Annotated in this window: 20 protein-coding genes and 1 tRNA gene; 11 read left to right on the top strand and 10 right to left on the bottom strand. The window is 69.3% G+C overall.

Annotated elements, in window-relative coordinates:
• Window positions 1-18: 18 nt before the first annotated feature.
• Window positions 19-1,578 (top strand): MFS transporter, encoded by a 1,560-nt coding sequence (locus H9I49_RS14000; RefSeq protein ID WP_188030961.1) that lies wholly within the window; start codon window positions 19-21, stop codon window positions 1,576-1,578.
• A 36-nt stretch (window positions 1,579-1,614) separates the two neighbouring features.
• On the opposite strand, the gene H9I49_RS13995 is transcribed toward H9I49_RS14000, so the two are convergent.
• Window positions 1,615-2,862 (bottom strand): NAD(P)/FAD-dependent oxidoreductase, encoded by a 1,248-nt coding sequence (locus H9I49_RS13995; protein ID WP_188030960.1) that lies wholly within the window; start codon window positions 2,860-2,862, stop codon window positions 1,615-1,617.
• Window positions 2,863-3,016: 154 nt separating this feature from the next.
• Window positions 3,017-3,787, bottom strand: coding sequence for a dimethylargininase (gene ddaH, locus H9I49_RS13990; protein ID WP_188030959.1), 771 nt, complete (start codon window positions 3,785-3,787; stop codon window positions 3,017-3,019).
• A 146-nt stretch (window positions 3,788-3,933) separates the two neighbouring features.
• On the opposite strand from ddaH, the gene H9I49_RS13985 reads away from it, so the two are divergent.
• The 9 genes from H9I49_RS13985 (at window position 3,934) to H9I49_RS13945 (ending at window position 14,291) form a co-directional block, all read left to right on the top strand.
• The gene (locus H9I49_RS13985) at window positions 3,934-4,695 is read left to right on the top strand and encodes a MerR family transcriptional regulator (protein WP_188030958.1); all 762 of its coding nucleotides are present in this window, start codon (window positions 3,934-3,936) and stop codon (window positions 4,693-4,695) included.
• Between the two features lie 70 nt (window positions 4,696-4,765).
• Entirely contained in the window at window positions 4,766-5,800 is a 1,035-nt protein-coding gene (locus tag H9I49_RS13980) for an aspartate-semialdehyde dehydrogenase (RefSeq protein WP_188030957.1), read from the top strand.
• A gap of 146 nt (window positions 5,801-5,946) precedes the next feature.
• Window positions 5,947-6,606, top strand: coding sequence for a dTMP kinase (tmk, locus tag H9I49_RS13975; protein WP_188030956.1), 660 nt, complete (start codon window positions 5,947-5,949; stop codon window positions 6,604-6,606).
• Window positions 6,603-7,763 (top strand): DNA polymerase III subunit delta', encoded by a 1,161-nt coding sequence (locus H9I49_RS13970; RefSeq protein WP_188030955.1) that lies wholly within the window; start codon window positions 6,603-6,605, stop codon window positions 7,761-7,763. The genes tmk and H9I49_RS13970 overlap by 4 nt, the downstream gene beginning before the upstream one ends.
• A gap of 130 nt (window positions 7,764-7,893) precedes the next feature.
• Window positions 7,894-9,450, top strand: a complete 1,557-nt coding sequence (locus H9I49_RS13965; RefSeq protein WP_188030954.1) for an alpha/beta hydrolase — start codon at window positions 7,894-7,896, stop codon at window positions 9,448-9,450.
• Complete coding sequence (locus tag H9I49_RS13960; RefSeq protein ID WP_188030953.1) at window positions 9,444-11,177, top strand: alpha/beta hydrolase; 1,734 nt, start codon at window positions 9,444-9,446, stop codon at window positions 11,175-11,177. The genes H9I49_RS13965 and H9I49_RS13960 overlap by 7 nt, the downstream gene beginning before the upstream one ends.
• Window positions 11,108-12,850: an alpha/beta hydrolase gene (locus H9I49_RS13955; RefSeq protein ID WP_188030952.1), complete on the top strand. Its 1,743-nt coding sequence runs from the start codon at window positions 11,108-11,110 to the stop codon at window positions 12,848-12,850. Before H9I49_RS13960 ends, H9I49_RS13955 begins: the two co-directional genes overlap by 70 nt.
• A gap of 126 nt (window positions 12,851-12,976) precedes the next feature.
• Window positions 12,977-13,053 (top strand) — tRNA-Thr (locus H9I49_RS13950).
• A gap of 731 nt (window positions 13,054-13,784) precedes the next feature.
• A complete protein-coding gene (locus H9I49_RS13945; protein ID WP_188030951.1) occupies window positions 13,785-14,291 on the top strand; it encodes a hypothetical protein in 507 nt (168 codons plus the stop codon).
• A gap of 1,167 nt (window positions 14,292-15,458) precedes the next feature.
• Here the strand turns inward: H9I49_RS13945 and H9I49_RS13940 are convergent.
• The 5 genes from H9I49_RS13940 to H9I49_RS13920 all read right to left on the bottom strand — a co-directional run bounded on the left by H9I49_RS13940 (window position 15,459) and on the right by H9I49_RS13920 (window position 23,359).
• Entirely contained in the window at window positions 15,459-17,750 is a 2,292-nt protein-coding gene (locus tag H9I49_RS13940; RefSeq protein ID WP_370587574.1) for a glycoside hydrolase family 3 N-terminal domain-containing protein, read from the bottom strand.
• A gap of 44 nt (window positions 17,751-17,794) precedes the next feature.
• Window positions 17,795-20,089, bottom strand: a complete 2,295-nt coding sequence (locus H9I49_RS13935; RefSeq protein ID WP_188030950.1) for a glycoside hydrolase family 65 protein — start codon at window positions 20,087-20,089, stop codon at window positions 17,795-17,797.
• Between the two features lie 95 nt (window positions 20,090-20,184).
• Complete coding sequence (locus H9I49_RS13930) at window positions 20,185-21,072, bottom strand: carbohydrate ABC transporter permease (protein ID WP_188030949.1); 888 nt, start codon at window positions 21,070-21,072, stop codon at window positions 20,185-20,187.
• Window positions 21,069-22,028: a carbohydrate ABC transporter permease gene (locus H9I49_RS13925; protein ID WP_188030948.1), complete on the bottom strand. Its 960-nt coding sequence runs from the start codon at window positions 22,026-22,028 to the stop codon at window positions 21,069-21,071. Before H9I49_RS13925 ends, H9I49_RS13930 begins: the two co-directional genes overlap by 4 nt.
• Window positions 22,028-23,359: an ABC transporter substrate-binding protein gene (locus H9I49_RS13920; RefSeq protein WP_188031240.1), complete on the bottom strand. Its 1,332-nt coding sequence runs from the start codon at window positions 23,357-23,359 to the stop codon at window positions 22,028-22,030. The genes H9I49_RS13925 and H9I49_RS13920 overlap by 1 nt, the downstream gene beginning before the upstream one ends.
• A 377-nt stretch (window positions 23,360-23,736) precedes the next feature.
• Between H9I49_RS13920 and H9I49_RS13915 the strand changes: the two genes are divergently transcribed.
• On the top strand, window positions 23,737-24,828 hold the full coding sequence (locus tag H9I49_RS13915) for a LacI family DNA-binding transcriptional regulator (RefSeq protein ID WP_188030947.1): 1,092 nt from the start codon (window positions 23,737-23,739) through the stop codon (window positions 24,826-24,828).
• Between the two features lie 257 nt (window positions 24,829-25,085).
• Here the strand turns inward: H9I49_RS13915 and H9I49_RS24475 are convergent, their stop codons facing one another.
• The 3 genes from H9I49_RS24475 to H9I49_RS13905 form a co-directional block, all read right to left on the bottom strand.
• Window positions 25,086-25,271 (bottom strand): MFS transporter, encoded by a 186-nt coding sequence (locus tag H9I49_RS24475; protein WP_370587590.1) that lies wholly within the window; start codon window positions 25,269-25,271, stop codon window positions 25,086-25,088.
• 29 nt (window positions 25,272-25,300) lie between these two features.
• Complete coding sequence (locus tag H9I49_RS23985; protein WP_255523933.1) at window positions 25,301-25,480, bottom strand: hypothetical protein; 180 nt, start codon at window positions 25,478-25,480, stop codon at window positions 25,301-25,303.
• 589 nt (window positions 25,481-26,069) lie between these two features.
• The gene (locus H9I49_RS13905; protein ID WP_255523932.1) at window positions 26,070-26,342 is read right to left on the bottom strand and encodes a hypothetical protein; all 273 of its coding nucleotides are present in this window, start codon (window positions 26,340-26,342) and stop codon (window positions 26,070-26,072) included.
• Window positions 26,343-26,631: the final 289 nt, after the last annotated feature.

Raw genomic sequence — 26,631 nt, 5'->3', positions numbered from 1 at the left:
GATCGAAAGGCCGTCATGATGTCCCAGACCTCCACCCGTCCGCGGACCGCGGGCCGCCGCGAGTGGACTGCGCTTGCGGTCCTCTGCCTGCCGCTGCTCGTCGTCTCCATGGACGTCTCCGTCCTCTTCTTCGCCGTGCCGCACATCGCCGAGTCGCTCGCTCCCACCGCGACCCAGCAGCTGTGGATGTTCGACGTCTACGGCTTCGTGCTGGCCGGCCTGCTCCTCACCATGGGCGGCGTCGCCGACCGCATCGGGCGACGTCGGCTCCTGCTCCTCGGCGCAGTCGCGTTCGGGCTCGCCTCCGGGTTGGCGGCCTACGCCCCGAGCGCGGGCTGGCTCATCACGGCGCGCGCACTGCTCGGGATCGGCGGGGCGACCCTCATGCCCAGCACCCTCGCCATCGTGCGCAACCTCTTCAGCGACGACGGTGAACGCGCGAAGGCGGTCGGCGTCTGGTCGGCCGTCATGGCCGGCGGCGTCGGCATCGGCCCGGTCATCTCCGGCGTGCTCCTCGAGCACTTCTGGTGGGGTTCGGTGTTCCTCATCAACGTGCCCGTCATGCTCGCGCTGCTCGCCGTCGCCCCCTTCCTGCTGCCCGAGTCGCGGTCGGTCATGAGCCGGGTCGACCTGCTGAGCTCCGCGCTGTCGCTCCTCGCGATCCTGCCCGTCATCCACGTCCTCAAGTCACTGGCTGCTGACGGGTGCTCTCTGTCCCTCCTGCCGTATGCCGTCGTCGGAGCCGGCGCGTCCGTGGCCTTCGCGCGCCGCCAGTCGCGCATCTCCTCTCCCATGGTCGACCCGGCCCTCTTCGCGGTGCGCGGTTTCGGCGGCTCCGTCGTCGTCCAGGTGATCGGGATGTTCGGGGTCATGGGCAACGCGATCCTCATGACGCAGTACCTCCAGTCGGTGCTCGGGTACAGCCCGCTCGCGTCCGCGCTGTGGAGCCTGCTGCCGTCCGTCGCGGTCGGGGCCGCAGCACCGACGGCAGCCGCACTGTCGCTCCGCATCGGCCGGCCCGTCGTCATGGCCTCCGGATTCGTCGTGGCCGCAGCAGGATTCGCGTCCATGCGCTTGGCCGGGGCCGACTCGACGATCTGGGTCGCCCTCGCGTGCGCATCCTTCGTGGCCATCGGTCTGGTCTCCGTCGCAACGCTCGTCACGGAGTACGCCATCGGCGTGGCCCCGGCAGACCGTGCGGGCTCCGTGTCGGCCCTCGTCGAGACGGCCGGCGAGCTCGGTGGGGCGCTCGGCATGGCCGTCCTCGGCAGCATCCTCGGCGCCGTCTACGCGGCTCGGCTCGACGCCCTGCTGCCGGCAGGGCTGCCGGCGAAGGTGCACGAGGCTGCGACGCAGACACTCGGAGAGGCCGTCGTCGTCGCGGGCCGGCTCGGCGGCGCCCGTGGCGAGGCGGTGCTCGAGGCGGCGCGGACGGCATACGTCGACGGGATGCACGTGAGCGACCTCGCGGCCGCCGCGCTGCTCCTCGTCGGTGCCGCCGTGGCGCTCGTCGCACTGCCACGGCACCGCTCGGCAGGGCACCGGTCCGCAGACCAGGCGGTGCTCTCGAGCCGGTGAGCCGGGCCGGCACCCGTGTGGGCCCGGCAGCGGTGGTCAGAGGTGGGCGTTGACGGCCTCGGCCGCGCGTTGTCCGGAGACGAGCGCCCCCTGGATCGAGGCGGTGTCACGGTGGTCTCCGCACACGAAGACGCCGTCTCCCAGGCTGACGGGCGCCCGGACCTCGAGGGGCGGCGTCATGGCGGGCAGGGCCGCCTCGACACGGTGTCGGGTCACGACCTGCCACGTCGACGTGTCGCGCCCGTAGATCTCGCCCACGTGCCGCAGCACGTCCGCCTCGGACGCGTCGCCATCGGGACGGTCGAGCAGGCAGGTCGCCTCGACGAGGTGCTTGGTCGGGGGCGCGTAGCTCGGTGCGGCGGCCGTCATCACCGCGGTGTTCCAGACTGGCCCGGGTGGCGTCGAGTCGTGGCGCCGCCCGTCCACCGCGACGAGGGGCAGCGTGTGCGGGGGCTCGGGGGCGTCGAACCACCACGTGACCAGCCCCCGGGTCGGAGGTTCCGGAAGGGGGGTGAGGTGCGCGGCGCCGACCGGGTCGGTGGCGACGACCACGGCCCTGGCCGTGACCCGCTGACCGTCGACGCCCACGTGGACGGCCTTGCCGTCAGGCGTGATCGACTCGACGCGGCTGCCCAGCCGCACCCGGTCACCGAGGGGGCCGGCCACCTGCTCGGGCAGGGCCTGCATGCCGGTCGCCGGCACGGCCGGCCGACCGAGGGCGAACATCCGCACGAGCAGCTTCGTGAAGTTGGCCGACGACTGGCCGTGGCTGTCCACGAGCACGCCCGCGAGGAGCGGGTCGAGCACCTCACGTCTCAGCCGACCCGTGACGCCGGCGTCGTCGAACGACTGTGAGAGCTTCGAGTCCGGTTGGCCCAGAATGGTTTTCGGGTCGGCGATCGCGCGAGCCGTCCATCGTGTGACGCCGGCGAGCTCGCGTGGGTGGAGGTAGCCGCTGCGCATCGTCCGCGCCAGCAGCCGGGGCTCGCGCACCGGGTCTGCGAGGACCTGGAGGCCGTCGGAGCGGCGCACCAGGACTCCGGAGCCGAACGGCTTGAGGTCGAGCCTGCCGATGTCGACCCAGCGCCGGACCGCCGGATAGGCCGGGTTGAGCACCTGGAAGCCACGGTCACAACGGAACCCGTCGACGACGTCGGTGCGGATGCGCCCCCCGACCCCGTCGGAGGACTCGAGGACGAGCACCTCGTGACCGAGCTCGGTCAGGCGCCTCGCACACCTCAGTCCTGCCAGCCCAGCACCCACGATGACGACGTCAGCGTCCACGAGAGGTTTCACCCCACTGATCGACTCGGCCCCGTCGCGAGCCTAGACCTCGCCGAGACCATCCGCTGCGGCCGACGACGAGTCATCTCGCGGTACGACCGACCCATCAGCCGCGCCGTCAGCCGCGCCGTCAGCCGCGCCGTCAGCCGCGCCGTCAGCCGCGCAGTCGGACCGACAGGCAGGTGACGCAGCCCTCGAGCTTCTCGAACTCGGAGATGTCGACCACCGTCACGTCGAGCCCGCGCATGGTCAGCAGGTGGGCCGTGCGCGGCGCAGCGGCCGACATGAGCACCGACGTGCCGCCGAGCAGCACGACGTGAGCGCCGGAATCTTCTGGAACAGCGAGGAACTGGTCCCAGACGCTGGGGTCGTCGACGAGGGGTGGGTGGCCGATGACGGTGCCGTCGGGCAGCGCCGTCACGGCCGACTTCAGGTGCAGCACCTTCGACACCGGCACCGGGACGACCTCGACGCGGTGCCCGACGAACGCCTGGCGCAGCTGCTCGACGCCAGACGGGTTGGTGCGGCCGCCGACCCCGACCCACACGAAGCGGCCGTGCTTGAGGACGTCGCCGCCGTCGAGCGTCCCGGGGGCCTCGACCTCGACCGTTCGGTAGCCGAGCGCCTCGACGGCCTCCCGGACCCCCACCGCCTCGCCGCGGCGCTCCGGCGCACCGGACCGGCACAGCACTGCCACGTCGCCGTGCACGACGACCTGGTCCTCGATGAAGACGCCGTCGGGACAGTCGTCGACCGGCGGCGCCTCGACCACCGACCAGCCGCGCCGCCGTAGCACGTCGACGTACTCCTGCCACTGACGCAGGGCCAGCCCGGCGTCGACGGAGCGCGAGCGCTCGATGTGCGTCACGAGCCCGTCCGCGAGCCGGGGGGAGGGTCGGCGGACGAGCGCGAGGCGACGGTGCACGCGCTCACTCTAGGCGCCCGGCATACGCTGGGAGGGCTCGGTGTCGACCGCCCTCGCGGGCTCCGGGGACGCCCTCTGCGAAAGGGACTTGACCCTCACGCGACGTGAGGCGTGAACCTCGTGGCATGACCGGAAGGACGCAGGAGATGACCACCTGGACGGTGGGGCAGGTGGCCGACGTGTTCGGCGTGACGGTGCGCACGTTGCACCACTACGACGAGATCGGCCTGCTCACCCCGAGCGAGCGCTCGCGGGCGGGCTATCGGCTCTACACCGACGAGGACCTCACGCGGTTGCAGCAGATCGTGGTCTACCGGCGGCTCGAGATGCCGCTGGAGGAGATCGCGACGCTGCTCGACAACGGCGAGGACGCGGTGGCCCACCTGCGTCGGCAACGTGAAGCGGTCATGACCCGGCTCGACGAGCTCACCGACATCGTCGTGGCCATCGACCGAGCACTGGAGAGAGAGATGAGCAACGAACCCGCCACCCCCGAAGACCTCAAGGAGCTCTTCGGCGACGGCTTCGAGGACGAGTACCAGCAGGAGGCCCACGAGCGCTGGGGTCACACCGACGCGTGGAAGCAGTCGGCCGCGCGCGTCAAGCGCTACACCAAGGCCGACTGGGCCGAGGTCAAGGCCGAGATGGAGGCGGTCGGAGCGGCCTTCGTCGCGGCCAAACGGTCCGGTGAGCCCGCGACGAGCGAGGCTGCGATGGATGCCGCCGAGCAGCACCGCCGGCACATCAACGACCGCTTCTACGACATCGACCACGACTTCCACCGCGGGCTCGCCGACATGTACGTCGCAGACCCGCGGTTCACGAAGACGTACGACGACCAGGAGCCGGGGCTCGCGGCATACGTCCGCGACGCCATCCACGCCAACGCCGACCGGCACGCCGAGTGAGCAGCTGACCCGCCTGACCGAGGAATGAACGCGGCCCGGGGCACCCTGCCCCGGGCCGTAACCTTGTGACATGCGAGTTGGAGTCTTCGGAGCAACGGGTCAGGTCGGCGGGGTCATGCGTGCCCTCCTCGAGGAGCGCGACTTCCCGGTCGACGAGGTGCGGTTCTTCGCGTCGGCGCGCTCGGCGGGCACGACGCTGCCGTTCAAGGGCAAGGACGTCACGGTCGAGGACTCGGCCACTGCCGACTTCTCCGGCATCGACATCGCCCTCTTCTCCAACGGCGGTGCGGCTTCCAAGGAGCTCGCGCCGAAGGTCGCCGCGGCGGGCGCGACCGTCATCGACAACTCCAGCGCCTGGCGCAAGGACTCCGAGGTCCCGCTCGTCGTCTCCGAGGTCAACGCGGCCGACCTCGACGACATCCCCAAGGGCATCGTCGCCAACCCCAACTGCACGACGATGGCCGCCATGCCGGTGCTCAAGCCGCTGCACGACAAGGCCGGCCTCGTCCGGCTGCACGTCTCGAGCTACCAGGCCGTGAGCGGCTCCGGCGGCAAGGGCGTCCAAGAGCTCGACGGCCAGCTGCGCGGCACGTATGCCGCTGGTGACCCCGCTGGTCTCGCGCTCGACGGGCGCGCGGTCACCGTGCCCGACCCCGCCGTGTATGCCGTGCCGGTGGCCTTCAACGTCGTGCCCCTCGCCGGCTCCCTCGTTGACGACGGATCGCTCGAGACCGACGAGGAGCAGAAGCTGCGCAACGAGTCGCGCAAGATCCTGCACATCCCCGAGCTGCGGGTGTCGGGCACGTGCGTGCGCGTCCCCGTCTTCACCGGCCACAGCCTCGCGATCCACGCCGAGTTCGAGGGCGACATCACGCCGGACGAGGCGCTCGACCTGCTGAAGAACGCCCCCGGAGTGGTCGTCACCGACGTGCCCAACCCGCTCGAGGCGACGGGCCGCGACGACGTCTACGTCGGTCGGGTCCGTGCCGACCAGGCCGCCCCGGAGGGCAAGGGCCTCGTGCTCTTCGTCGTCGGCGACAACCTGCGCAAGGGTGCCGCCCTCAACGCGGTCCAGATCGCCGAGGAGCTCATCGCTCGCCGCTGATCCGACCCCTTCCGCCTTTCCTGGAAACAGACCGAGAAGGTCACAGCTCACCGCGGTCCGATCCCGGTGCGCTGTGACCTTTCTCGGTGTGTTGCGGGAGGGGCGGTGCGGGGGCTCGTGTCGGGATGCTGGCATAGGCTCGGGGCGTGACGGAGAACCTCGCGGCCGCGACCCCCCGAGTCGACACCGCCCCCGGGCTCTTCGTGTGCTTCGAGGGCGGTGACGGCGCGGGCAAGTCGACCCAGGTGCGCCTGCTCACCGACGCGCTCGAGCAACGCGGGCGCGAGGTGGTCGTGACCCGCCAGCCTGGCGGCACACCCCTGGGCGCACAGATCCGCGAGCTCGTGCTGCACGGCGACCACGTGTCGGCGCGGGCCGAGGCCCTGCTCTTCGCGGCCGACAAGGCCCACCACGTCGACCAGCTCATCCGCCCGGCGCTGGCCGAGGGCAAGGTGGTCATCACCGACCGCTACGTCGACAGCTCGATCACCTACCAGGGCGCCGGCCGCGAGCTCGGCCCGAGTGAGATCACCGACCTCCAGCACTGGGCCGTCGGGGGCCTCCTCCCGGACCTGACGATCGTCCTCGACGTCACGCCCGAGGTCGGTCGCGAGCGTCGCGGCGACGTGCACGACCGGCTCGAGTCCGAGGCCGACGCCTTCCACGCCGCCGTCCGCCGCGGCTACCTCGAGCTCGCCGCGCAGGACCCCGAGCGCTACCTCGTCCTCGACGCCAGCAGGTCCGTCGAGCACCTCCACGCCGCCGTCGTCGACGGCGTCGACCGCGTGACGACGGGCCGGGCATGACCGTCTGGGACGACCTCGTCGGGCAGGAGCCCACCATCGAGACGCTCTCGCGCGCGGTGCGCGACGAGTCCGCCATGACCCACGCCTGGCTCTTCACCGGACCGCCCGGCTCCGGCCGCTCGACGGCGGCCCGCGCGTTCGCCGCCGCGCTGCAGTGCCCTGACGGCGGGTGCGGCGAGTGCCGCGAGTGCCGCACGGCCCTCGACGGCAGCCACGCCGACGTCAAGGTCGTGGCCACCGAGGGGCTGTCGATCAAGGTCGCCGAGGCCCGGGCTCTGGTGCAGGAGGCTGCCCTGCGCCCGTCGGTGGGCCGCTGGCGCATCATCATCATCGAGGACGCCGACCGCCTCACCGCCTACACCGACGCCCCCGCCGACGCCCTGCTCAAGGCGCTCGAGGAGCCCACGCCGCGCACCGTCTGGATGCTGTGCGCGCCGAGCCTCGAGGACGTCATCGTCACGATCCGTTCGCGCTCGCGCCACGTGCGTCTGCGCACGCCGCCGGTCGAGGCCGTCGCCGAGCTGCTCCAGCGCCGCGACGGGATCGACCCCGCCATGGCGTTGTATGCCGCCCGCGCCGCACAGTCTCACGTCGGCCTGGCCCGCCGCCTGGCCCGCGACGAGCAGGCCCGCATCCGCCGGCGCGACGTCATCGCCATGGCGACGAAGATCCTCGGCGTCGGTGACGCCATCGGCGCGGCCGCCGACCTCGCCCAGATCGCCGACGAGGAGTCGAGCGCGTCCGGTGCCGAACGCGACGCCGCCGAGCGCGCCCGACTCATGGAGACGCTCGGTGCCGACCCGACGGCCCGCACCCAGCCGCCACACATCCGCTCGCAGCTGGCCGCCCTCGAGCGCGAGCAGAAGACGCGGGCCACGCGCTACGCCCGTGACGTCGTCGACCGGGCGCTCGTCGACCTCACGTCGGTCTACCGCGACGCACTCGTCCTTCGGCTGCGCTCCGACGTCGACCTCGTCAACCCCGACGCCGTCGACAAGGTGCGCGCTCTCGCCGGCGTCTTCGCCCCCGAACAGCTGCTCGCGGCCATGGACGCCATCAACGAGGCGCGTGAGCGCATCAACGCCAACGTGTCACCGCTGCTGGCCCTCGAGGCGATGGCGCTGCAGCTGCGGGTGCCGCGCGACCTCGGCGTCTGAGGGCACGCGCCCTCGGCCGGTTCCGGACGTCCCCCCGTCCAAGGGTCCAGACCCCGAGCCCGGGCTCGATGCGGTCACGACCCGGACTCGGGCGCCGTCGCATACAGGTCGACCAGCTACGGTTTCGGACATGACGACACGCCCTGCCGCCATCGCCCGTGCCCTCACCGCGACCCTGGCGATGACGGCTCTGGTGCTGGCCACCGCGGCGTGCACGACCTCCGAGCCCCCCGTCGCGCCGGCCTCGAAGACGGGCCTTCCTCCGGTGACGGCGCCGCCCACACAGGCCCTTGCGCCCTACTACGCCCAGAAGCTCGAGTGGAAGAAGTGCGGCAACCTCGAGTGCGCCGGCCTCCGCGTCCCGCTCGACCACGCCGCCCCCGACCCGTCGAAGGACCTCACGATCAAGGTCGCGCGGGTCAAGGCGCGCGACCAGTCGAAGCGCCTGGGCTCGCTCCTCGTCAACCCCGGCGGGCCCGGCGCGTCCGGCATCGACTACGTCCGCGGCGGTGCCGAGACCATCGGCGGCCCGGAGGTGCGCCGCTACTACGACCTGGTCGGCTTCGACCCGCGCGGTGTTGCGAGCTCCGACCCGATCGACTGCCTCGACGACCGGGCTCTCGACCGGTTCCTGTCGACCGACCCGACACCTGACGACCCGAGCGAGGAGCAGGCCCTGCTGACGCAGGCCAAGGCGATGGCGGCCGGCTGCGAGGCCGACAACCCCGACCTCGTCAAGCACCTCTCGACCACCGACGCCGCCCGCGACATGGACATCCTGCGCGCCGCGCTCGGCGACTCCCAGCTCAACTACCTCGGCAAGTCCTACGGCACGTTCCTCGGGTCCACCTACGCCGACCTCTTCCCGCAGCGCGTCGGGCGAGTCGTCCTCGACGGGGTCGTGCCTCCCGACCTGACGAGCGCCGAGCTGGGGGAGGGCCAGGCCCGCGGCTTCCAGATCGCGACGCAGGCCTACCTCGAGGACTGCGTCACCGAGGCGACGTGTCCGCTCGGCAGCACGCCTGACGAGGCGCGCAAGAGACTCGACGAGTTCTTCCGGCAGGTCGACCGCAACCCCCTCCCCACCGGCGACCCGAGCGCGCCGAGGCTGACCGAGGGCTGGGCCCGCCTGGGCGTCGCCATCGCCCTCTACGACCAAGCGGCATGGGGGTTCCTCACCGACGCGCTCAAGGAGGCGCAGTCGGGCAACGGACAGGCCCTCATGGCGCTGGCCGACTCCTACGCCCACCGCCGTCCCGGCGGCGGGTACGACGGCAACCTCCTGGAGTCGATCTTCGCCGTCAACTGCCTCGACCGACCCGACAGCCCCGACCTTTCGGCATACGAGAGGTACGCCAAGGACTTCTCCACCAAGGCGCCGACATGGGGTGCGAACCTCGCCTGGAGTGCTCTTCCATGCGGCGTGTGGCCGGTGAAATCGGCCGTCGGGCCGCACACCGTCAAAGCGGCCGGCAGCGACCCGATCGTCGTCGTCGGCACGACCCGTGACCCCGCGACGATCTACGAGTGGTCCGTGCGCCTGCGCGACCAGCTCGACAACGCGGTCCTCGTGTCCTTCGACGGCGACGGGCACACGGCATACGGTCGGAGCAACACGTGCGTCAACAGCGCCATCGACGCCTACTACGTGCAGGGTCGCGTGCCCAAGGACGGCCTCAAGTGCTGAACGACCCCCCACGGCCCGAGGACCTCCCTGACGGCCCAACAGGGTATGCCGCCCTGCCGTCGGACTACCCGCCGCCGGCCCCGGGCGCGCAGCCGCCCCATCCGGGCGCGTATGCCGCGCGACCGCGGTCGCCGCTGCGTACGGTGCTCGCCTCGGTCGCCGTCCTCGCGGTGGTCTTCGCCGTGGTCCTCGCGGCGTGGCGCATCGGCAGCCCTCCGCCGGTCGCGCAGCCCCAGGTCCGCGTGACGGCGCCGGGCGCGAGCGGGTCGACGTCGCCAGGGTCGACGCCGAGCCGCCCCGTGACGAAGGACTACGCGGCAGCGCTCGCCACCTTCTACACCCAGAAGCTCGACTGGTCATCCTGCTCCGACAACGCCAGGCACCAGTGCGCGACGATGGAGGTCCCGGTCGACTACGCCCGGCCCACGGGCGACCGGTTCACCCTCGCGCTGCGCAAGGCCCCGGCCACCGACCCCGCCAAGCGACTCGGTTCGCTCGTCATCAACCCCGGGGGTCCCGGCGGCTCCGGCGTGGAGTACGCACAGTACGCGTCGTTCGTCTTCTCGCCGGCTTTGCGTGCCGCCTACGACGTCGTCGGTTTCGACCCTCGCGGCATCGGCGGGTCCAGTCCGGTCGGGTGCCTCACCAGCTCGGACATGGACCTGCTCTTCAGCGCCGACCCGACGCCCGACTCCGCGGCCGAGCGCTCCGAGCTGCTCGCCGACGTCGACGGCGTGACGAAGCGCTGCGCCGAGCGCGGCGGAGACCGGGCCCGGCACATGAGCACGACCGAGGTGGCCCGCGACATGGATGTCCTGCGCGTGCTCGTCGGCGACGAGAAGCTCAACTTCTTCGGTGGCTCCTACGGGACGTTCCTCGGCGCCGTCTACGCCGACCTGTTCCCCGCGAAGGCCGGCCGGATGGTCCTCGACTCGGCCATGTCGCCGAACCAGACCGAGGCGCAGGAGATGACCTACGACATCCAGGGCTTCGAGTCCTCGATCGACGCGTTCATCGACTGGTGCGTCGGCCGCCCAGACTGCGCTCTGGGCAGGGAGAAGGCCGGAGCCCGGCAGAAGATCGTCGACCTGCTCGACGACGTCGAGCGCCACGGCCTCACGACGAACAAGCCGGGTCTGACCCGCATCGGCGAGGGCTGGGTCGGCTTCTCCATCTTCATGTGCCTCTACTCCGACACCTCGTGGCCGACACTCAACAAGGGCCTGGCCCAGGCGTTCGCCGGCAGGGGCGACATCCTGCTCGCCAAGGGAATGTCGGTCGTCGAGCGCAGCATCAGCGGCGCCTACGCACCCGGCACCTACCTGCAGGCGATGATCCCGGTGCGGTGCGCCGACTGGCCTCGCGCGTCGTCGGACCCGTCGCTCGCCGCCGCCCAGGCGAGGGCCAGGCGCGACCACCCCCTGTGGGCGCGGATGACAGGCGAGCTCTACGACAACTGTCGCACCTGGCCCACGGCCGGCCGCACCCCGAAGGGCACGACGCTCGCCGTCGGCGCCGACCCGATCCTCGTCATCGGCAACGAACGCGATCCCGCGACACCCATCGGCGGCACCAAACAGCTCGCGAACGACCTCGCATCGGGCGTTCTTCTCACTTCCGACCACGACGGACACGGCACCTATTACGCTGGCAACTCGTGCGTGGACTCCGCCGTGGACGGGTACCTGCTCAGGGGGACGGCGCCGGCCGACGGCACGACCTGCTGAGCCGACTGCTCGCGCCCCTCCTCTCCGCCGCGGTCCTCGCCGCGCTCTTCCTGCTCGCCGTCGCCCCGTCCCACGGGCCTGCCGAGCCACCGCCGATCGCGTCCGGTGGCAGCGCCACACCGAGCCCTGCGTCCTCCGGGCCGGGGGACGCCGACGGCAAGCGAGCGGACCCTGACCGGCCGGCGACGACGAGGATCTCCTTCCCGGGACCAGTCGTCGCCGAGGCGCCCGAGCAGCCCGAGCTGGCGGCGTTCTACGGCAGGGCCGTCTCGTGGCACTCGTGCGACGACGACGAGCTCTTCGACTGCGGCGCCGTCACGGTGCCGGTGGACTACGCGGACCCAGCCGGTGGCACGACGTCGATCGCGTTGCGCCGGCTCGAGGCCTCGGTGCCGAAGGAGCGGATCGGCTCGCTCTTCATCAACCCGGGCGGTCCCGGCGGATCCGGCATCGACTTCGTCAGCGAGGCCCCGTCCTTCTTCGGTGACGCAGTCCGCGAGCGCTACGACGTCATCGGCTTCGACCCGCGGGGGATGGGGGAGTCCGACGCAGTCGACTGCCTCAGTGACGCCGACCTCGATGCCGCGTATGCCGCTGACCCCACCCCCGACACGGCCGCGGAGCGCGCCGCGTACCGGCGTGCTCCCGCCGAGCGCAACCGCCGCTGCCTCGCCCGCGGAGGGGTGCTCGCGGCCAACATGGGGTCCGAGTCGGTCGCGCGCGACCTCGACATCCTGCGTTCGGCCGTGGGGGACGAGCGGCTCAACTACTACGGCGTCAGCTACGGCACGATGATCGGCGCCGTCTACGCCGACTTCTTCACCTCGCGGGTCGGCCTCATGGTCCTCGACTCCGCCGTCCTGCCCGACGCGCTCGGCGAGGAGGAGCCGACCCAGGAGGAGGTCGACGCGGCGGCGCGCGCTTGGGCGTACGACTTCGACGATGTCGTGGACGACTTCGCGACCGACTGCGGCTCGAGCATCGAGTGCCCGCTCGGCAAGGACACGGACGCCGTCACCCGCACCCTCGTCGAGTTCCTCGACGAACTGGACCGCAGGCCGCTCGCCAGCGGCCACGAGAGCCTGCCGCTGCTCACCGAGGGCTGGGCGAGCACGGCGATCGGCTTCGGGCTTCAGGACCCGAGCTCGTGGCCCGCCCTCGTCGACGCGCTCGACCTCGCGATCAACGAGGACGACGGCGAGGACCTCGCATGGTTCGCCATGGTCGTCACCGAGCGCGATGAGGACGGCACGTACCCCGCCACGACCTTCGGGCGCTCGCATCTGCTGGTCTCCTGCGCCGACTGGCCGCCGACGCCGTGGGACTCCGTCGTCCCGAGCCGCGACGTGCTCGACAACCACCCGCTCTGGGCGCGCATCGAGCCACCTGGGCCCGACCCGTGCGAAGGGTGGACCGGCACGCTGCGCGAGACCCTGCTCGTCGGCGCGGACGTCGCCACACCGGTCCTCGTCATCGGCAACGAGGACGACCGGACCACCCCGATCGAGGACACCGAGGCGCTCGCCGGCGAGATCGTGCGCTCTCGGCTGGTCACCGTCTCGACCGAGGGGCACGGGGCCTACGGGACCGGCAACGACTGCGCGGACGACGTCGTCGAGGACTACCTTGGCCGGTTCCTCGCGCCCGAGGACGAGTACACATGCGGCTCCTGACGGGCCACCGGCAAGGGGCCCGACGCGTGGTCTGACGCGGGTCCAGCGGGCGATTTTTCTCCGGCAGGGGTCGTGCGTATACTCAACCTCCGTGCTCGGTCGCGCCTGTCGCGCCGATCACGGCCAGCCGCTTTAGCTCAGTCGGCCAGAGCGATTCACTCGTAATGAATAGGTCGTCGGTTCGATTCCGACAAGCGGCTCCAGCAACGCCCCCGGCCACGCCGGGGGCGTTTCTGCTGGTCAGGCGCTGATTCTTGCCTACCCGGTAGGTCATCGAGGATCCCGCGTATGGCTCTCTGGTCGGCGGCGGCTGACTGGGGTGTCCCTCTAAGTGTTCCTCTACCTCCCTTCACGAAGTCCTGACAGACGCAGGTCGAAGCAACCTCGCGGAGCCCCTTGTGGCGCGTGGCACCGGGGTGCGCGGCGCGGGATTAGGTGTGTGACCTCAGGTCCGGATCCAGGTCAGGACGGTGCCGGATGAACCGGACCGCGTGCCGGAAGGCGCCAGCGTGCGTGGCCCGGTCGGCGCTCACCTCGGCGACGATGTCCGGCTGAACTTTCGTCAGAGCGACCTTGTCCCGAGAGGATCCGAATCGGTTGGAAGAGACCTCGTCCGGCCACGGGTGATCCGGCTCGGCAGGGGTCAGTACGGCCGCCGACGGCGCTGGCTGCGTTGGGGAGAGCGGGACGCTCTTCCTCCAACTCGCTAGCGAGCCTGCACGGGACCCATACCCCGCGCCAGCACGTTTCGGAAACGATCACTTCTAAGGTGCGGGACGTCCCCACATGCCGATGAGCGTGCGTCACGTCCGCCAGGTCGACGCGCTCGAAGACTCGCAGCCGTCCGAGGCTCAGAGGGAACGCGTCCAAGTGGCGGCAGCCCACCGCGGCACACGACTCGGCAAGGCCCCCTTTTTGTGATAGCCCTTGTCGGGTGACGGGGAGTGCTGCAGCCCTCGAGGACTGGACGCGTTGGTTAGGGGTCGCCCTAGCGGTGTGGGGCGCGCTGCTGGCTAACCCCGCAGCCACCGACCACGCCCTCCGTGCGACCGGGCGAGAGGTGGTCGCTGCGTTGCGCCGGATACTGCCGAAGCGCGGTCAGCGGACGCACCGGGTCGGGACGGACCGCTCTACCGCGTGGGCCGTCGAGGCCGCGCATGTCGAGAGAACCTACGATGCCGACGAGTGGGCCGACGCCGACGCCGAGGGGAGGCTGGGCATCCTCGCGTTCTCTGGCGGCCGCCTCGCCGGCTTCGCTGGAGCGGTCGTTGGCTTGTACGGGACTCGGAGCTGCAATGGGTGGGGCACGCCGCCCAAGTACCGTCCCCACGACGATTACGACTGGCACGGCCGTAAGCCAAGCAGCGATGGAGACTATGCGAGGCGCCAGGCGGCCAAGAAGGCGGCTGCCAAGAGGCGCAACGCGGCATACTGGGATTGAACATGGGAGCACTGACATGCATCTAGGCAAGAAGAGTCTTGTCAACCTTTTTCTCGCGATCGGGGCTTTGTTCGCCTTTTGTGTTGTCACGTTCTGGCTCGAAGCTCCAGCTTGGCGAATCCCACTGCTCGTGGCCGCTGCTTTGTGGTTCACTTTCGCCTTCACTGAGAGGGACCGCGCCTGACTGCGCGCGTGCCGGCGCCGGCTCACTTCGCGGCCAACCGTGCCAAGGCGTTCGGGGCGTGTGGCGCATATGCGAGCCGTGGTCCGACTGTCCATCCAACTGACCATCCACCGCAAGGTCGCGGTGCGGTCCACGGTGGACGTACGTGGACGATGCCGGTTGCCCGTTTCATTGCTGTCCAATTGGATTCGCAGCGCTCGTAATGAATAGGTCATCGGTTCGATTCCGATAAGCGGCTCCAGCAACGCCCCCGGCTTCTGCCGGGGGCGTTTCTGCTGGTCAGGCGCCTGTTACCGCGCCTGTTCGGTAGGTTATCGCCGACTCGGTGTAAGCCTCTGCTCAGCGGTGCATGACTGGGTGACCATCTAAGTGACCATCTACCTCTCTTCGTCAACTCCTGGCAGACGCAGGTCAGCAAGGCCGCAGCGACCCTTCGTGGTTGAAACGGGTCTCTGCGCGCGGAGCGCCTGTCGAGAGCATTCAGGTCGGATGGGCGCCGTCCCTGCCAGCTGAGAGCGGTCTGCCGACGGCCGGCGTCGCTTGATGGCTGTCCACCCTGGCGTCGCCAGCGTAGGCGTGCAGCTGGGACGCGATAGCAACCGGCTCTATGTCGACAGGAGGTACGACCCCGGACCTCGCCACCGCCCCCGACGAGCCCGTCGAGGTCCACGCCGTCGACGTTCTCAATCAGGTCCCTCGCGCACGAGGGCGCGGACCAGTCCGCCATCGAAACCCGCCGCGACGAAGCCAGCGCGGCCACGAACCCGACCCGGCTCGAGGCCGAAGGCGCGGCGATCCACACCCAACATCGCGAGAAGCAGATCACCGAGGAGCCAGTTCGGTGCGCCTCACGTCCGCAGAGATCGAGGCCGCCAAACGCGCCGACCGGTGGCGACCGCTCCTCGCCCGCATCCACCACGCGGCGCAAACGGAAGCGTCTGCGTCTTGACCTCTGGTCGTTGAAACTTGGCGGGGGAGGGAGGTCATGGCTGACTGAGGATGAAGCGGGCGCGAAGCAGGTCGGCCGCCCGTGAGCTGTGTCCGACGAGCAGGTCGAAGGCGCCTGGCTCGACGACCCGGCGCCCTTCGGCGTCGACCAGGGAGCAGGCGGCGGCGGGGATTCTCAGCTGGACCCGTACGCTGTCACCGGGTGGGACTGTGACCTGCTGCCAGGCCTTCAGTTCCTGTTTCGCCCACGTGACGCTCGTCACGAGGTCGCTGATGTAGGCCTGCACGGTCTCCAGCACCGGTCGGGCGCCGGTGTTGGAGACGGTCACCTCGGCGCGAACCACGCCGTCCAATGCCACGACTTCGTCGATGATGGCGAGATCGGTGTACTCGATCGCGCTGTAGGACAGGCCCTCTCCGAAGACAAACAATGGTTCCTGGGTCAGGTCGGCGTAACGCTCACCATGCTGGCCCCGCACCTGGTTGTAGTAGACGGGCTGCTGCCCGACATGCCGTGGCACTGAAAGGGGCAGGCGTCCCGACGGCTCGATGAGACCGAGCACGAGCTCGGCCAACGCCTGGCCTCCTCTCATGCCTGGGTTGAAGGCCTCGATCAGCGCTGTCGCCGCCAGCGCGGCGTCGGGGAGTACCGAGGGCTTGCCGTGGAGCAGCACCACGACGACGGGTGTTCCGGTGGCGACGAGCGCCTCGAGGAGGGCGACCTGTCCGCCCTGCAGATCGAGGGTCGCGGTGGAGCAACCCTCACCCGTCAACGCGACTGTGTCCCCGACAACAGCGACAACGTAGTCAGCGGTACGCGCGGCGCTCACCGCCTCCGCGATCAGGGCGTCGTCGACTGGCGCGGGCGTGAACAGGGGCGGACGTGGTTGCCCGTCGAGGTACTCCGGCCCTTCCGGGTCTGGCACGAGGCGTTCGATGTCGGTGCCGCGGGCGTAGGTGACAGTCCACCCGTCGGGAACGGCTGAGCGGAACCCGTCGAGCACCGTCGTGACGGTCTCGCGCGGGTGCCCGTCCGGCATCCAGTCCACTTGACCCGACGCGCCGGCCCAGTCGCCCAGCATGGCCTGCGGGTCGTCGGCGTTGGGGCCGATGACCGCGATCGTGCGGACCTGACCGTTCGCGAGGGCGCGCCCGCGGTCGTCCGCAGTGAGCCCTCCCTCGAGGGGCAACACGCCGTCGTTGCGCAGCAGCACCAAGGAACGGCGGGCCATCTCGAGATTGAGCTCGGCATGCTCGCGGCACCCGATCACGGCCCGCTGTCGCTCGGGGTCGGGCGCACGCGGGTCCTCGAACAGGCCGAGCTCGAACTTCAGGCGCAGGATGCGGCGTACGGCGTCGTCGATCTCCTTCTCACCGAGCAGGCCTCGGCGCACCGCTTCTTGGGCGCCTTCAAAGAAGCTCGGGGTCGTCATCACCAGATCGTTTCCCGCGCGTACGGCGACCATTGCCGCCTCGACGTCGGCGGCGCAGACCCGCTGCTCCCACACCATCCGGCCCACGTTGTCCCAGTCGGTCACGAGCGTGCCGGTGAACTTCCATTCGTCCTTGAGGACGTCGTTCAGCAGCCACCTGTTCGCGGTGACCGGGACCCCGTCGATCGACTGGTAGCCGAGCATGAACGTGCGGCAGCCCTCGCGGGCGGCCCTTTCGAACGGCGGAAGGAACCACGAGCGCAGCTTGCGCCGGCTCAGGTCCGCCTCGCTGGCGTCGCGTCCGCCCTGCGTCTCCGAGTAGCCCGCGAAGTGCTTGGCGCAGGCAAGGACTGCTGTCGGGTCGTGCAGTCCAGCTCCCTGGTAGCCACGGACCATGGCGGCACCCAGCTCCCCGATGAGAAGTGGGTCCTCCCCGAAGGTCTCGTTCACGCGGCCCCATCGCAGGTCGCGGGTGATGCACAGCACCGGCGAGAAGGTCCAGTGGATACCCGTCGCGGCGACTTCCACCGCGGTGGCGCGGGCCATGCGCTCGACAAGCTCGGCGTCCCAGGAGCAGGCCATCCCCAGCTGGGTGGGGAAGATCGTGGCACCGGGCCAGAACGAGTGGCCGTGGATGCAATCGTCGGCGGTCAGCAGTGGAATGCCCAGCCTGGTGGCTGCCGACAGCTCGATGGCGGCAAGCATGCGCTCGGGCGAGGCGTGCAAGATCGACCCAGCCAGCTTGTTCGCCACGACGTAATCCAGGTCGTCCCGGGCGTCCAGCTGCAGCATCTGCCCGATCTTCTCTTGCAGCGTCATACGGGCGAGCAGATCCTCGAGGCGTTCCTCGAGCGGTCTCGAGGCGTCCCGGAAGGGCGGCGAAGTCGTGGTCACGGAAGCTCCCGGTGAACTCTGGGGAGATGCCGGCGCGTTCCCGGTCACGGCACCTGAGGAGAGGTGGTCGGGATGGGCGAGCTCGCGGCCTCGACACACCGGGTGGGGTCGCCAGTAGGCCCCTGGCCAGGCCGTCGGGTGGGCACGGTGACCGGTTCGCACTGGTGCAGCGGGAAGGTCTTGCCCGCGACCTCGACTGTCATCGGGAGGCCTCCGGTCAGCGTGACCGTCGTGCGCTCCGGGCCAATGGCGACGTCGAACGCGCGTCCTTGCCACAAGATCCGGCGCAGCGTGAGGCCGAGCAGCTGAGGTGGCAGGATCGGGTCGAGCCTGACTCGGTCTTCACGCCAGCGCATGCCGCTGAAGCCGTACAGGAAGATCTGCAGGAATCCCCCGTGTCCGGTCGTGAAGGTGAACACGCCTGCGTGACGTCCCTCGGCGAACTGGTTGAACGGTCCGCGCAGAAACGGCTCCACGCTGCGGCGCATGAAGTCGTAGGAGGCGGACCCTGGGGTACCCAGCGCTGCGTGGGCGATGGAGTGGATGGAGTCGGTCATGGACGGTCCGTCCGGGTCCGTGCGCGGCGCGTAGTAGTCGATGTCGTTGCGCGCCACCTCGGGGTGCATGGGGTGTTCCCAGGGATACTGCAGCATGACCACGTCGGCCTGCTTGATGGTTTCGCCGTCGTAGCCGTCGTACTGCAGATGGATGTTCCGATCTTCGTCGAACGGCACCCGCAGTCCATCGGCGACCCGGGTCCAGTTCGGGTCCGCGGCCACGCCAACCACCTTCGCCGCGCGGGTGGCGATCCGCAGGGTCTCGGCGGCCGCGACGTTGGTGTACGCGCTGTTGTCGACAGGGAAGTGATACTCGTCCGGACCCATCACCTTGTTGATGTCGTAGCCGCCGGCCTCATTGGCGACAGCGGAGCTCACCCAGAAGTCGGCGGCCCCCTCCAGTACCGGCCAGGCCTTCTCCGCGAGCCAGCCGCGATCGCCGGTGGCGAGGTAGTACTGCCACTGGGCGAGGGCGACGTCAGCGGTGATGTGGTGCTCGAGCTCGCCCATCTCCCAGCCGGGTGGGGTCTGTTCGTCTCCTCGCAGGGAGCTCTCCCAGGGGAACCTGGCACCTGCGAACCCGGTCAGGGTCGCATATCTGCGTGCCTCCGCCAGACGCTGCTGCCGATAGGTGTTCGCGCCCACCGCGATATCCGGATGCTGTGCGAGCAGCGCTGGATACATCCAGGTCTCCGTGTCCCAGAAGATGTGCCCGTTGTAGCCGTATCCATCACCGGACAGGCCGCAGGGGGACAGGCTCCAGTTCACCCCGGCACGGGTGCTCTGCAGCAGGTAGAACATGCTCGCGCGGACCTGCAGCTGCAGCTCCGGATCACCCAGGACCTCGATGTCAGCGCGCCAGAGCTCGGCCCATGCCCTCTCGTGCTCGGCCAGCAGGTCGACGTACCCGGTATCCGCCGCGGCCGCCGCGGCGGCGCGAGCAGCGGACAAGGGGTCCTCGGCGTCCTGGGAGCTGGCTATCCCGACGTACTTGGTGACCGTGTACGTGGTTCCGGCTGTCACATCGAAGGTTGCCTGCACGCCGACCGACCTGAGCTCGTCGGTCTCGAACTGGTCGGTCTGTGCCGCCACCCCGGTGGGCAGTTCCAGCCGCGAGGCGAGCGCTGCGCTGATGTTCGTGCCGAGCGTCGTCACCGTCTCATACGACTCCGCCGCTTCACCGTCGTAACCCTTGCTCGGCCGTTCGGTCAGCCCGGCGCTGGTGCCGTCGAAGATCCCGGTGACGCGCGCGCGCCCGCTCCAGTGTGGGGTGAAGGTGAGATGCACCGCGGCCACCCGGTGACGCGCCCGATGGACCAGCACCTGATAGGTGAGATCGGTGCTGTGTCCCGCCGGCGAGGTCCACGTCGCGTGTGTGGTCAGCAGTCCGGCCCGCAGGTCCAGCGACTGCCGGTAGTGGCTCACCGAGCCGTTCTCGCGGCCGTCTTGTTCACCTCCAGGCGTCGGCAACCGTCCGTAGGTGCCCGACTCGTCCGAGAACGCCAGCGTGGACCAGGTCGGGATGTTCGCGTCCCTCTCGACCGGGCCGTGTTGGGCGAAGAACCCGGCCAGGTGCGCCTGAGTCTCGATCGGCTCTGTCGCGTAGCCCATCCCCGCTGCGGGGATCCGGCCACCGAAGTAGCCGTTGCCGAGGAAGGTCGGCAAATAGTTGTCGTTCGTCTGGGTGGTACTGAGCGTCCAAGCGGTGGCGTGCTCGGACCATGTTGTTGCGGTGTCGTGGGTGGGATCCTGCTTCGCGGCGGGGTCGCCGTGGGAGGTCATGCGTTGCCCTTCTCGGATGGGTATCGGGGGTGGGGCTCAATTGCTGGCATCGTTGACTGGTGGCCTCTACCCGGGTTCACCTGAAGCTCTTCCGCTCAGGACTTGGAGCCGGACAGCGCTATGCCCTCGACGATTTGGCGTTGCGCGACCGCGAACAGGATGAGAATGGGTGCCGCCAACAAGGTGGTGGCGGCCATCAGCGCAGGCCAGTCGGAGGTGTACTGACCTTTGAACTGGTTGACCAGTAACGGCAGCGTGAACTTGTCGGAGCTGTTGAGGAAGATCAGCGGAGTGAAGAAGTTGTTCCACTGGCCGAGGAAGGTGAAGATCCCCAGCGCCGTGAGAGGGGTGCGCAGCAGCGGCAGGATGATCGTCACGAACGTGCGGATCCGGCTGGCGCCGTCGAGCTGAGCGGCTTCCTCCAGCTCCAGGGGGATGCCCCTGATGTACTGACGCAGCAGGAAGACACCGAAGGCGTTGAAGAGTGCGGGGGGCACGATGAGCGCGGTGTGGGTGTCCACCCAGCCCAGCCACCCCATGATGAGGTACAGCGGGATGATCGTGAGCTGGCCAGGAACCATCATGGTGGCGAGGAAGACCATGAAGAGTCCACGGCGGCCGCGAAAGTCGATCCGCGCGAACGCATAGGCGGCCATCGCCGAGGTGAGCAGGGAGACGACCGTGATCGTCACTGCGATGTAGGTGCTGTTACAGAACCCGCGGACGAAGTCGGCGCCGCTCAGGGCGGTTCTGTACCCCTCGAGATTCCACTGTTCGGGGAACAGCTTGGGCGGCTGGATGAAGATCTCTCCGAGCGGCTTGAACGAGGAGAACAGCATCCAGGCGAACGGCAGCGCCATGGCGACTGCGCCGACGAGAAGAATCGCGTGCAGCAGCAGCTTGTGATGCGCGGGGCGGCCGGAGCCAGAGGGCGCTTTGGCGGCCTTGACCGCGCGCCTGTTGGTGTCGGAGAAGGTACTCATTCTGTGTAGTGGACCCATCTCTTCTGGGCTGCGAGCTGGCAGCCGGTGACCACTAGGAGGGCCAGGAACAGGAGGAAGGCGAGAGCCGATGCCTGCCCGAAGTCGAACTCGCCGAAGGCGATCTGGACGACTTCGTAGACGATGGTGCGCGAGGCGTCCGGGGCCGTGCTGCCGAAGAAGACGTAGATGTAGTCGAACACCTGGAACGAGCCGATGATGCCGGTGATCGACAAGAACAGGATCGTCGGGGACAGCAGCGGGACGGTGACGTGCCGAAGCTTCTGCCACTCCGAACAGCCGTCCAGCTCGGCGGCCTCCACGAACGACCGGTCGATGCTCTGCAGCCCGGCCATGAACATCACCAGCTGGTAGCCCAGGCCTTGCCAGATCCCGACTATCGCAAATGCAGGGATGACGAACCGGGCGTCTTGCAGCCAGTTGGGCGTCGGCAGACCGATCGCGCTCAGCGCGTGGTTGACCGGGCTGATGTCGGGGTTGAACAGCCACAGCCAGATCGCCGCCACCGCGACCGAGGAGGTGACCACCGGGGCAAAGAACGCCAGCCGGTACACCGGGGTCAACTTGCCGGCACGCTGCATCAGCACCGCGAAGAAGAAGCCGGTGAGGAGCAGCCCAGGCACCTGCAGCACTGTGAACCAGAGGGTGTTGATCGCCGAGTGCCGGATGCGCGGGTCGGACAGCACGTCCCCGAAGTTGGACAGTCCGGCGAAGGAGCGGGTGCCGAACCCGTCCCAGTGGTAGAAGGCGAGCACCAGAGCGAACAGCAGGGGGCCGACCATGAACACCGCCAGACCAACCAGCTGTGGGGTCAGGAACAGGTAGGCCGCGACTGTGTCCGCGCGTCGCCGGCGCCGGCGCGCCCGACTTCGGTGGAGATCCGGGATCTCCGACCCGCCCTGCGCCCGGGTCGGGGATCCGGTGGTCAGCACGGCCATCAGGAGGCGCCGTTGATCAACTGGACCACCTTGCGGCTGAAGGACTCCGGCGTCTCGTTGCCCGCCTTGAACATCTTGTCCACCAGCACTGGGAGCTCGGTGAGGACCTTGGGCTTGCTGGCGATCGCCCTGGGCACGGCGTAGCCCTTGGCCGCCACGTCGTTGAACAGCTTGCCGTGCGCGGGATCGTTGCCCTCGGTGACGATCTGGTCCAGACCCTTGACCGATGGCACCGCGTTGCCACCGTCCGCCAGGCGGAACTTCTGGCCTTCGGCGTTCACGTAGGCGCCGAGGAACTCCAGCGCCTTGGCCTGGTTCTTGGCGTTGGCGTTGACCGAGAGCGCTGCCGTGTTGACCGGCACCGGCATGATGTCCTTGCCCGACGGGGAGGGGAAGGGGGCGATGTCGTAGCCGAACTTGAGCTTCTTGACGTTCGGCAGAATCACGCGGCCGGTGGCGATGGTGGCCAGTTGGCCCGCGTAGAACAGCACGTCACCGCTCTGTCCCTGGGGCAGAGAACCGGTGTAGGTGATGTTCCCTGACTTGAGCTGCTCGAGCAACCACGACAAGGCCTCCAGGGCCTTGGGGTCGGTGTCGAACACCGCCTTACCGGACTCGTCGAAGAGCGTTCCGCCGAAGGTGGAGATCCACCCGAACCAGTCGTACCAGCCGCCACCGATCAACAGACCCTTCTTCTTGGTGGCGCGGATCTTGTCCAACATCTCGGTCAGTGCGTCCTGGGTCCAGGTGCCCGCTTCGAACTGGGCAGCCGGGTCGGTGCTGACACCTGCCTGGGCCAGGAGGTCCTTGTTGAACCAGAACACGGCCGGGTTGCAGTCCACCGGCAGCCCGAACAGCCCGGGGCCGCCATCGGCGGGGCGGCACCATTCGTAGAGCCCCTCGTAGAAGTCGTCTTGCTTGACCGCGGCGCCGTTGCTGCCCAGGTAGCTGGTGAGGTCGAGCACCTGCTTGGTCTCGATGAGCTTGGCCATGTAGATGTCACCGACGTAGAACGCGGCCGGCGCAGCGCCGGCGGACAGCTGCGACATCAGCTTGGAGAGGTAGTCACCCACGACCTGTTGGTAGGTCACCTGAACCCCGAGCTGCTTGGTCATCTTCTCGGAGAACTGACGGAACCGATCAGACTGCGGCGGCCCGTCCCAGCCCGCCCACGTCAACCCAGGTGCAGCCGAGGAGGAGCCTCCGCCGCAGGCCGCAAGCGTCGGCCCGGCGGCCACACCAAGGCCGGCGAGCATGCCCGCCTTGAGGAGGTTGCGGCGGCCCACAGTCGTGGCGGCCACCCCCGTGATCACGTTGCTGTGACTGAACATCGTCGTTCCTTCCGCTGGCGGCACGTCGCCGTAGAACTGCTCTTGGTTGTTTCCGCGTCAGGGCACTTGGTCGAGTGGGGGGCACCGCTACGCGAGGGGAGGTTTACCGGTAAAGCAAGACGGTAGTGGCGCAGGTCACGGCAAGTCAAGGGGGTGTTCGCAGCTGACAAGGCGGCGGGCGATCCGTGCCTGTCGCGCCCCACCGCGACGTCCCTCTCGCCGAAAGGCCTGCAAGGACAGGCTGCTCGCGAGGTAGCGCCAACGTTCACCTTACGTAGGACGCGCGACGGCGGTCCCGATCCGATCTTGCCACCTTGCGACGGGCGAGCCGGTCAGGCATTGTTGACGGCACACCCACCGGCCCGGAGAATGAGCCCATGGGTTTTACCGATTCACCAGCTAATCAGGCGCGCGGGCGCAGGCCGGCCGCTGAGCGAACGGCTGGGTCGTCAAGGCCCACCATGGCCATGGTGGCGGCCCGGGTGGGAGTCTCCAAGCAGACCGTTCACTATGCGCTGAACGCCCCGGAGCGTCTCAGCCCAGCAACGGTGCGCCGGGTTCTCAAAGCCGTGGAAGAACTGGGTTATCGACCGAACCAGGCTGCGCGTTCGCTCTCGACCAAGTCCCCGCGAGCCGTAGGCTTTCGGCTGCTGCCGACGGATCGTGAGTCTCAGTCCGGCGGGATACTCGCGAGCTACCTCTACGAGCTCTCCCTGGCGGCGCGGCAGGCGGACCACGCCGTCTTCTGCCATGCCGCCGCCACCGACGAGGAAGAGATCCGGGTGATCCAGGAGATCTTCAGCACGAATACCGTCGACAGCTTCGTGATCACGAACACCCAGAGCAACGACCCTCGCATCACCTTCCTGCTCGAACGAGGCGTCCCCTTCGTCTCGTTCGGGCGCCCTTGGGGAAACGCCATGTCGGACACGTGGTGGGTCGACGTCGATGGCGCCGCCGGTATGGAGCAGGCCGTGGACCACCTCGCTGAACATGGTCACCGGCGCATCGCCTACCTGGATTGGGGCAGGCCCAGCGGCATCGGTGACGACCGCGAGTCGGGCTGGCGTCGTGCCATGGGCGCACACGGCTTCTCGACCCGAGATCTGGCCGTCCGCGGATCCGACGACATCGGCAGCGGCAGGCAGCTCGCAGGTCGACTGCTCGACAGGAAGACACCACCCACCGCGTTCGTGTGTGTCAGCGACACGGTCGCCATCGGCGCGCTCAACGCCTGCCGCGAGCGGGGCCTTGTCGCCGGCCGTGACGTCGGCGTCGTGGGATTCGACGACAGCGTCGGCGCACGCGTCGTCACCCCGGGGTTGACCAGCCTCGCCCAGCCACTCGATCTGGCCGCACGACACACCGTGCGCCTTCTCCTCGAGCTACTCAGGGACACAGGCGCCAAGCCCGAGCAGGTCTTGCTCCGGCCGAGCCTTGTGGTCCGGGAAAGCACCGTGCCTCTCTGAGTCCTTAGCCAGGCTTCGCGGCTGGAGCCCGCTTCCGTCTCGACGCGCTGGGACCGGGTGGGAGGCGCTCAGGAGGTCGACGCATCCCGCGCAAAGCAGTCGGTCCCTATCGACCCTGAGTCAGCACCGCCCGAGTATGTCGAACGCACCTGTGCGCTGCGGCTGTGCCAACACTTGGTCAGGATGCCGCACAGCCGCGGCCGTAGGGTCGGGCCCGCAGCTGCCGCCAGCGAAGCCCTGCGCGAACCGTGCGGCCATCATGACCCCATCGTGGGGCTGACCGCGCACGCGATCGACGCCACGGTCATGACCACGATCGCGGCGAGCAGCGGTCGGCGTCGGCCGCGTTGGTCGGAGACGGGCCCGCCGATCAGCTGACGGAGGGCCATGCCGACGAAGAAGGTCGTCAGGGTGAGCTGGACCTGGGTCGCGGTTCCGGTCAGGTCACGCGCGACCGCGGGAAAGGCCGGCCCTACATGTCGGTCGCCAGCGGCGCGATGGCGGTCAGGAAGACCACGGTCGCAATAAGTCCGGACGTGAGCCGGGCCCGCGGCTGGTCGAGGCGGGGCTCGGTGTCCGGTTGGTCGCCCAGGTACTCGCAGTCCGGGGCGTAGCCCAGGTGCGGCATGGCTGTCGTTGTCCGGTCCGTCATGGGCGGAGCAGGACTTTGGTGGCCTGCCGGGTGTCCATGGCCTGGTATCCGGCGGCGGCCTGGTCGAGGGGCAGTTCGAGGTCGAAGACATCTGGAGAGCTCGACGCCATCCGTGAGGCTGTGCTCGGCGGCGGCGGAGGCGAGGCGCCGCCTGCGGCCATGGCCCGGCGGACCCCGTCCAGGAAACATCGGCGCTGCGTCGCCGTCGCCGCAGAAGTGGTGGTGGCGCCCACGTAACCGACGCTGAGCGACCCGGGGAGTCGTCCGGCGTTTGTGTGGCGGATCTGCAAGCCGTGGTCGACTGCCCATCCAACTGACCATCCAGCGCAAGGTCGCGGGGTGGTCGACTGTGGACGTCCGTGGACGATGCGGTTGCCCAATTCCATTGCTGTCCAACTGGATCCGCAGCGCTCGTAGTGAATAGGTCATCGGTTCGATTCCGATAAGCGGCTCCAGCAACGCCCCCGGCTTCTGCCGGGGGCGTTTCTGCTGGTCAGACGCTTGCACTGCCTGATTGGGGAGGACGTCGCCAGCCCGGCGCGGGGCTCCGCTCGGCGGCGAATTCCTCCGGGTGACCATCTACGTCCATCTAGCTTCGCTTGGCGAACTCTCGCCGCCGAGCACCACCAGTCGGGCTAAGCCTCCGGCGAACCCCGACCAGGGCGATGGAGTGCCCGTTGGCGTGATCGGTCTTGCGGCCATTGCCCGAGGTCAACAGCCGGACCCGGTGGGACAGCTTCGCCGGAACATCGACGACACGCTCCCCCTCGGCGATCAGACGGGTCGCGACGTGGCGCCCGATCCCGGCGCAGCCCTCGATCGCCCAGACCCGCTCACCGAACCGGCCAGCGAAGGCGAGCATCGCGGCGAAGCCGGCCGGGTCAGTGTCGAACCGGTCTCTGTCCAGGACCGACTCGTCGGCGGCCCATCACCTCGATCGTGACCGACCGCTTGTGCGGGTCCATCCCGATCACCACAGCCGTTGGGGATGCGGTACTGCTCATCAGCGTTCCTCCCTTGCCCAAGACGGATGTCGGACGCGGGAGGGCTCCGCTACTTCAGGCGCGCATTCCTCTCTTGAGCCTCTCCCGGCCCTGGCGATGCCCGAGGCTGCGCAAACCAAATGAGAGCCACACCGCGGACGGGGGGCA

The sequence above is a fragment of the Terrabacter sp. MAHUQ-38 genome (assembly GCF_014518425.1).
Classification (GTDB): Bacteria; Actinomycetota; Actinomycetes; order Actinomycetales; family Dermatophilaceae; genus Terrabacter.
Note: the sequence above shows the minus strand (reverse complement) of the source record. Positions and strands in the feature narration are given on the sequence as shown.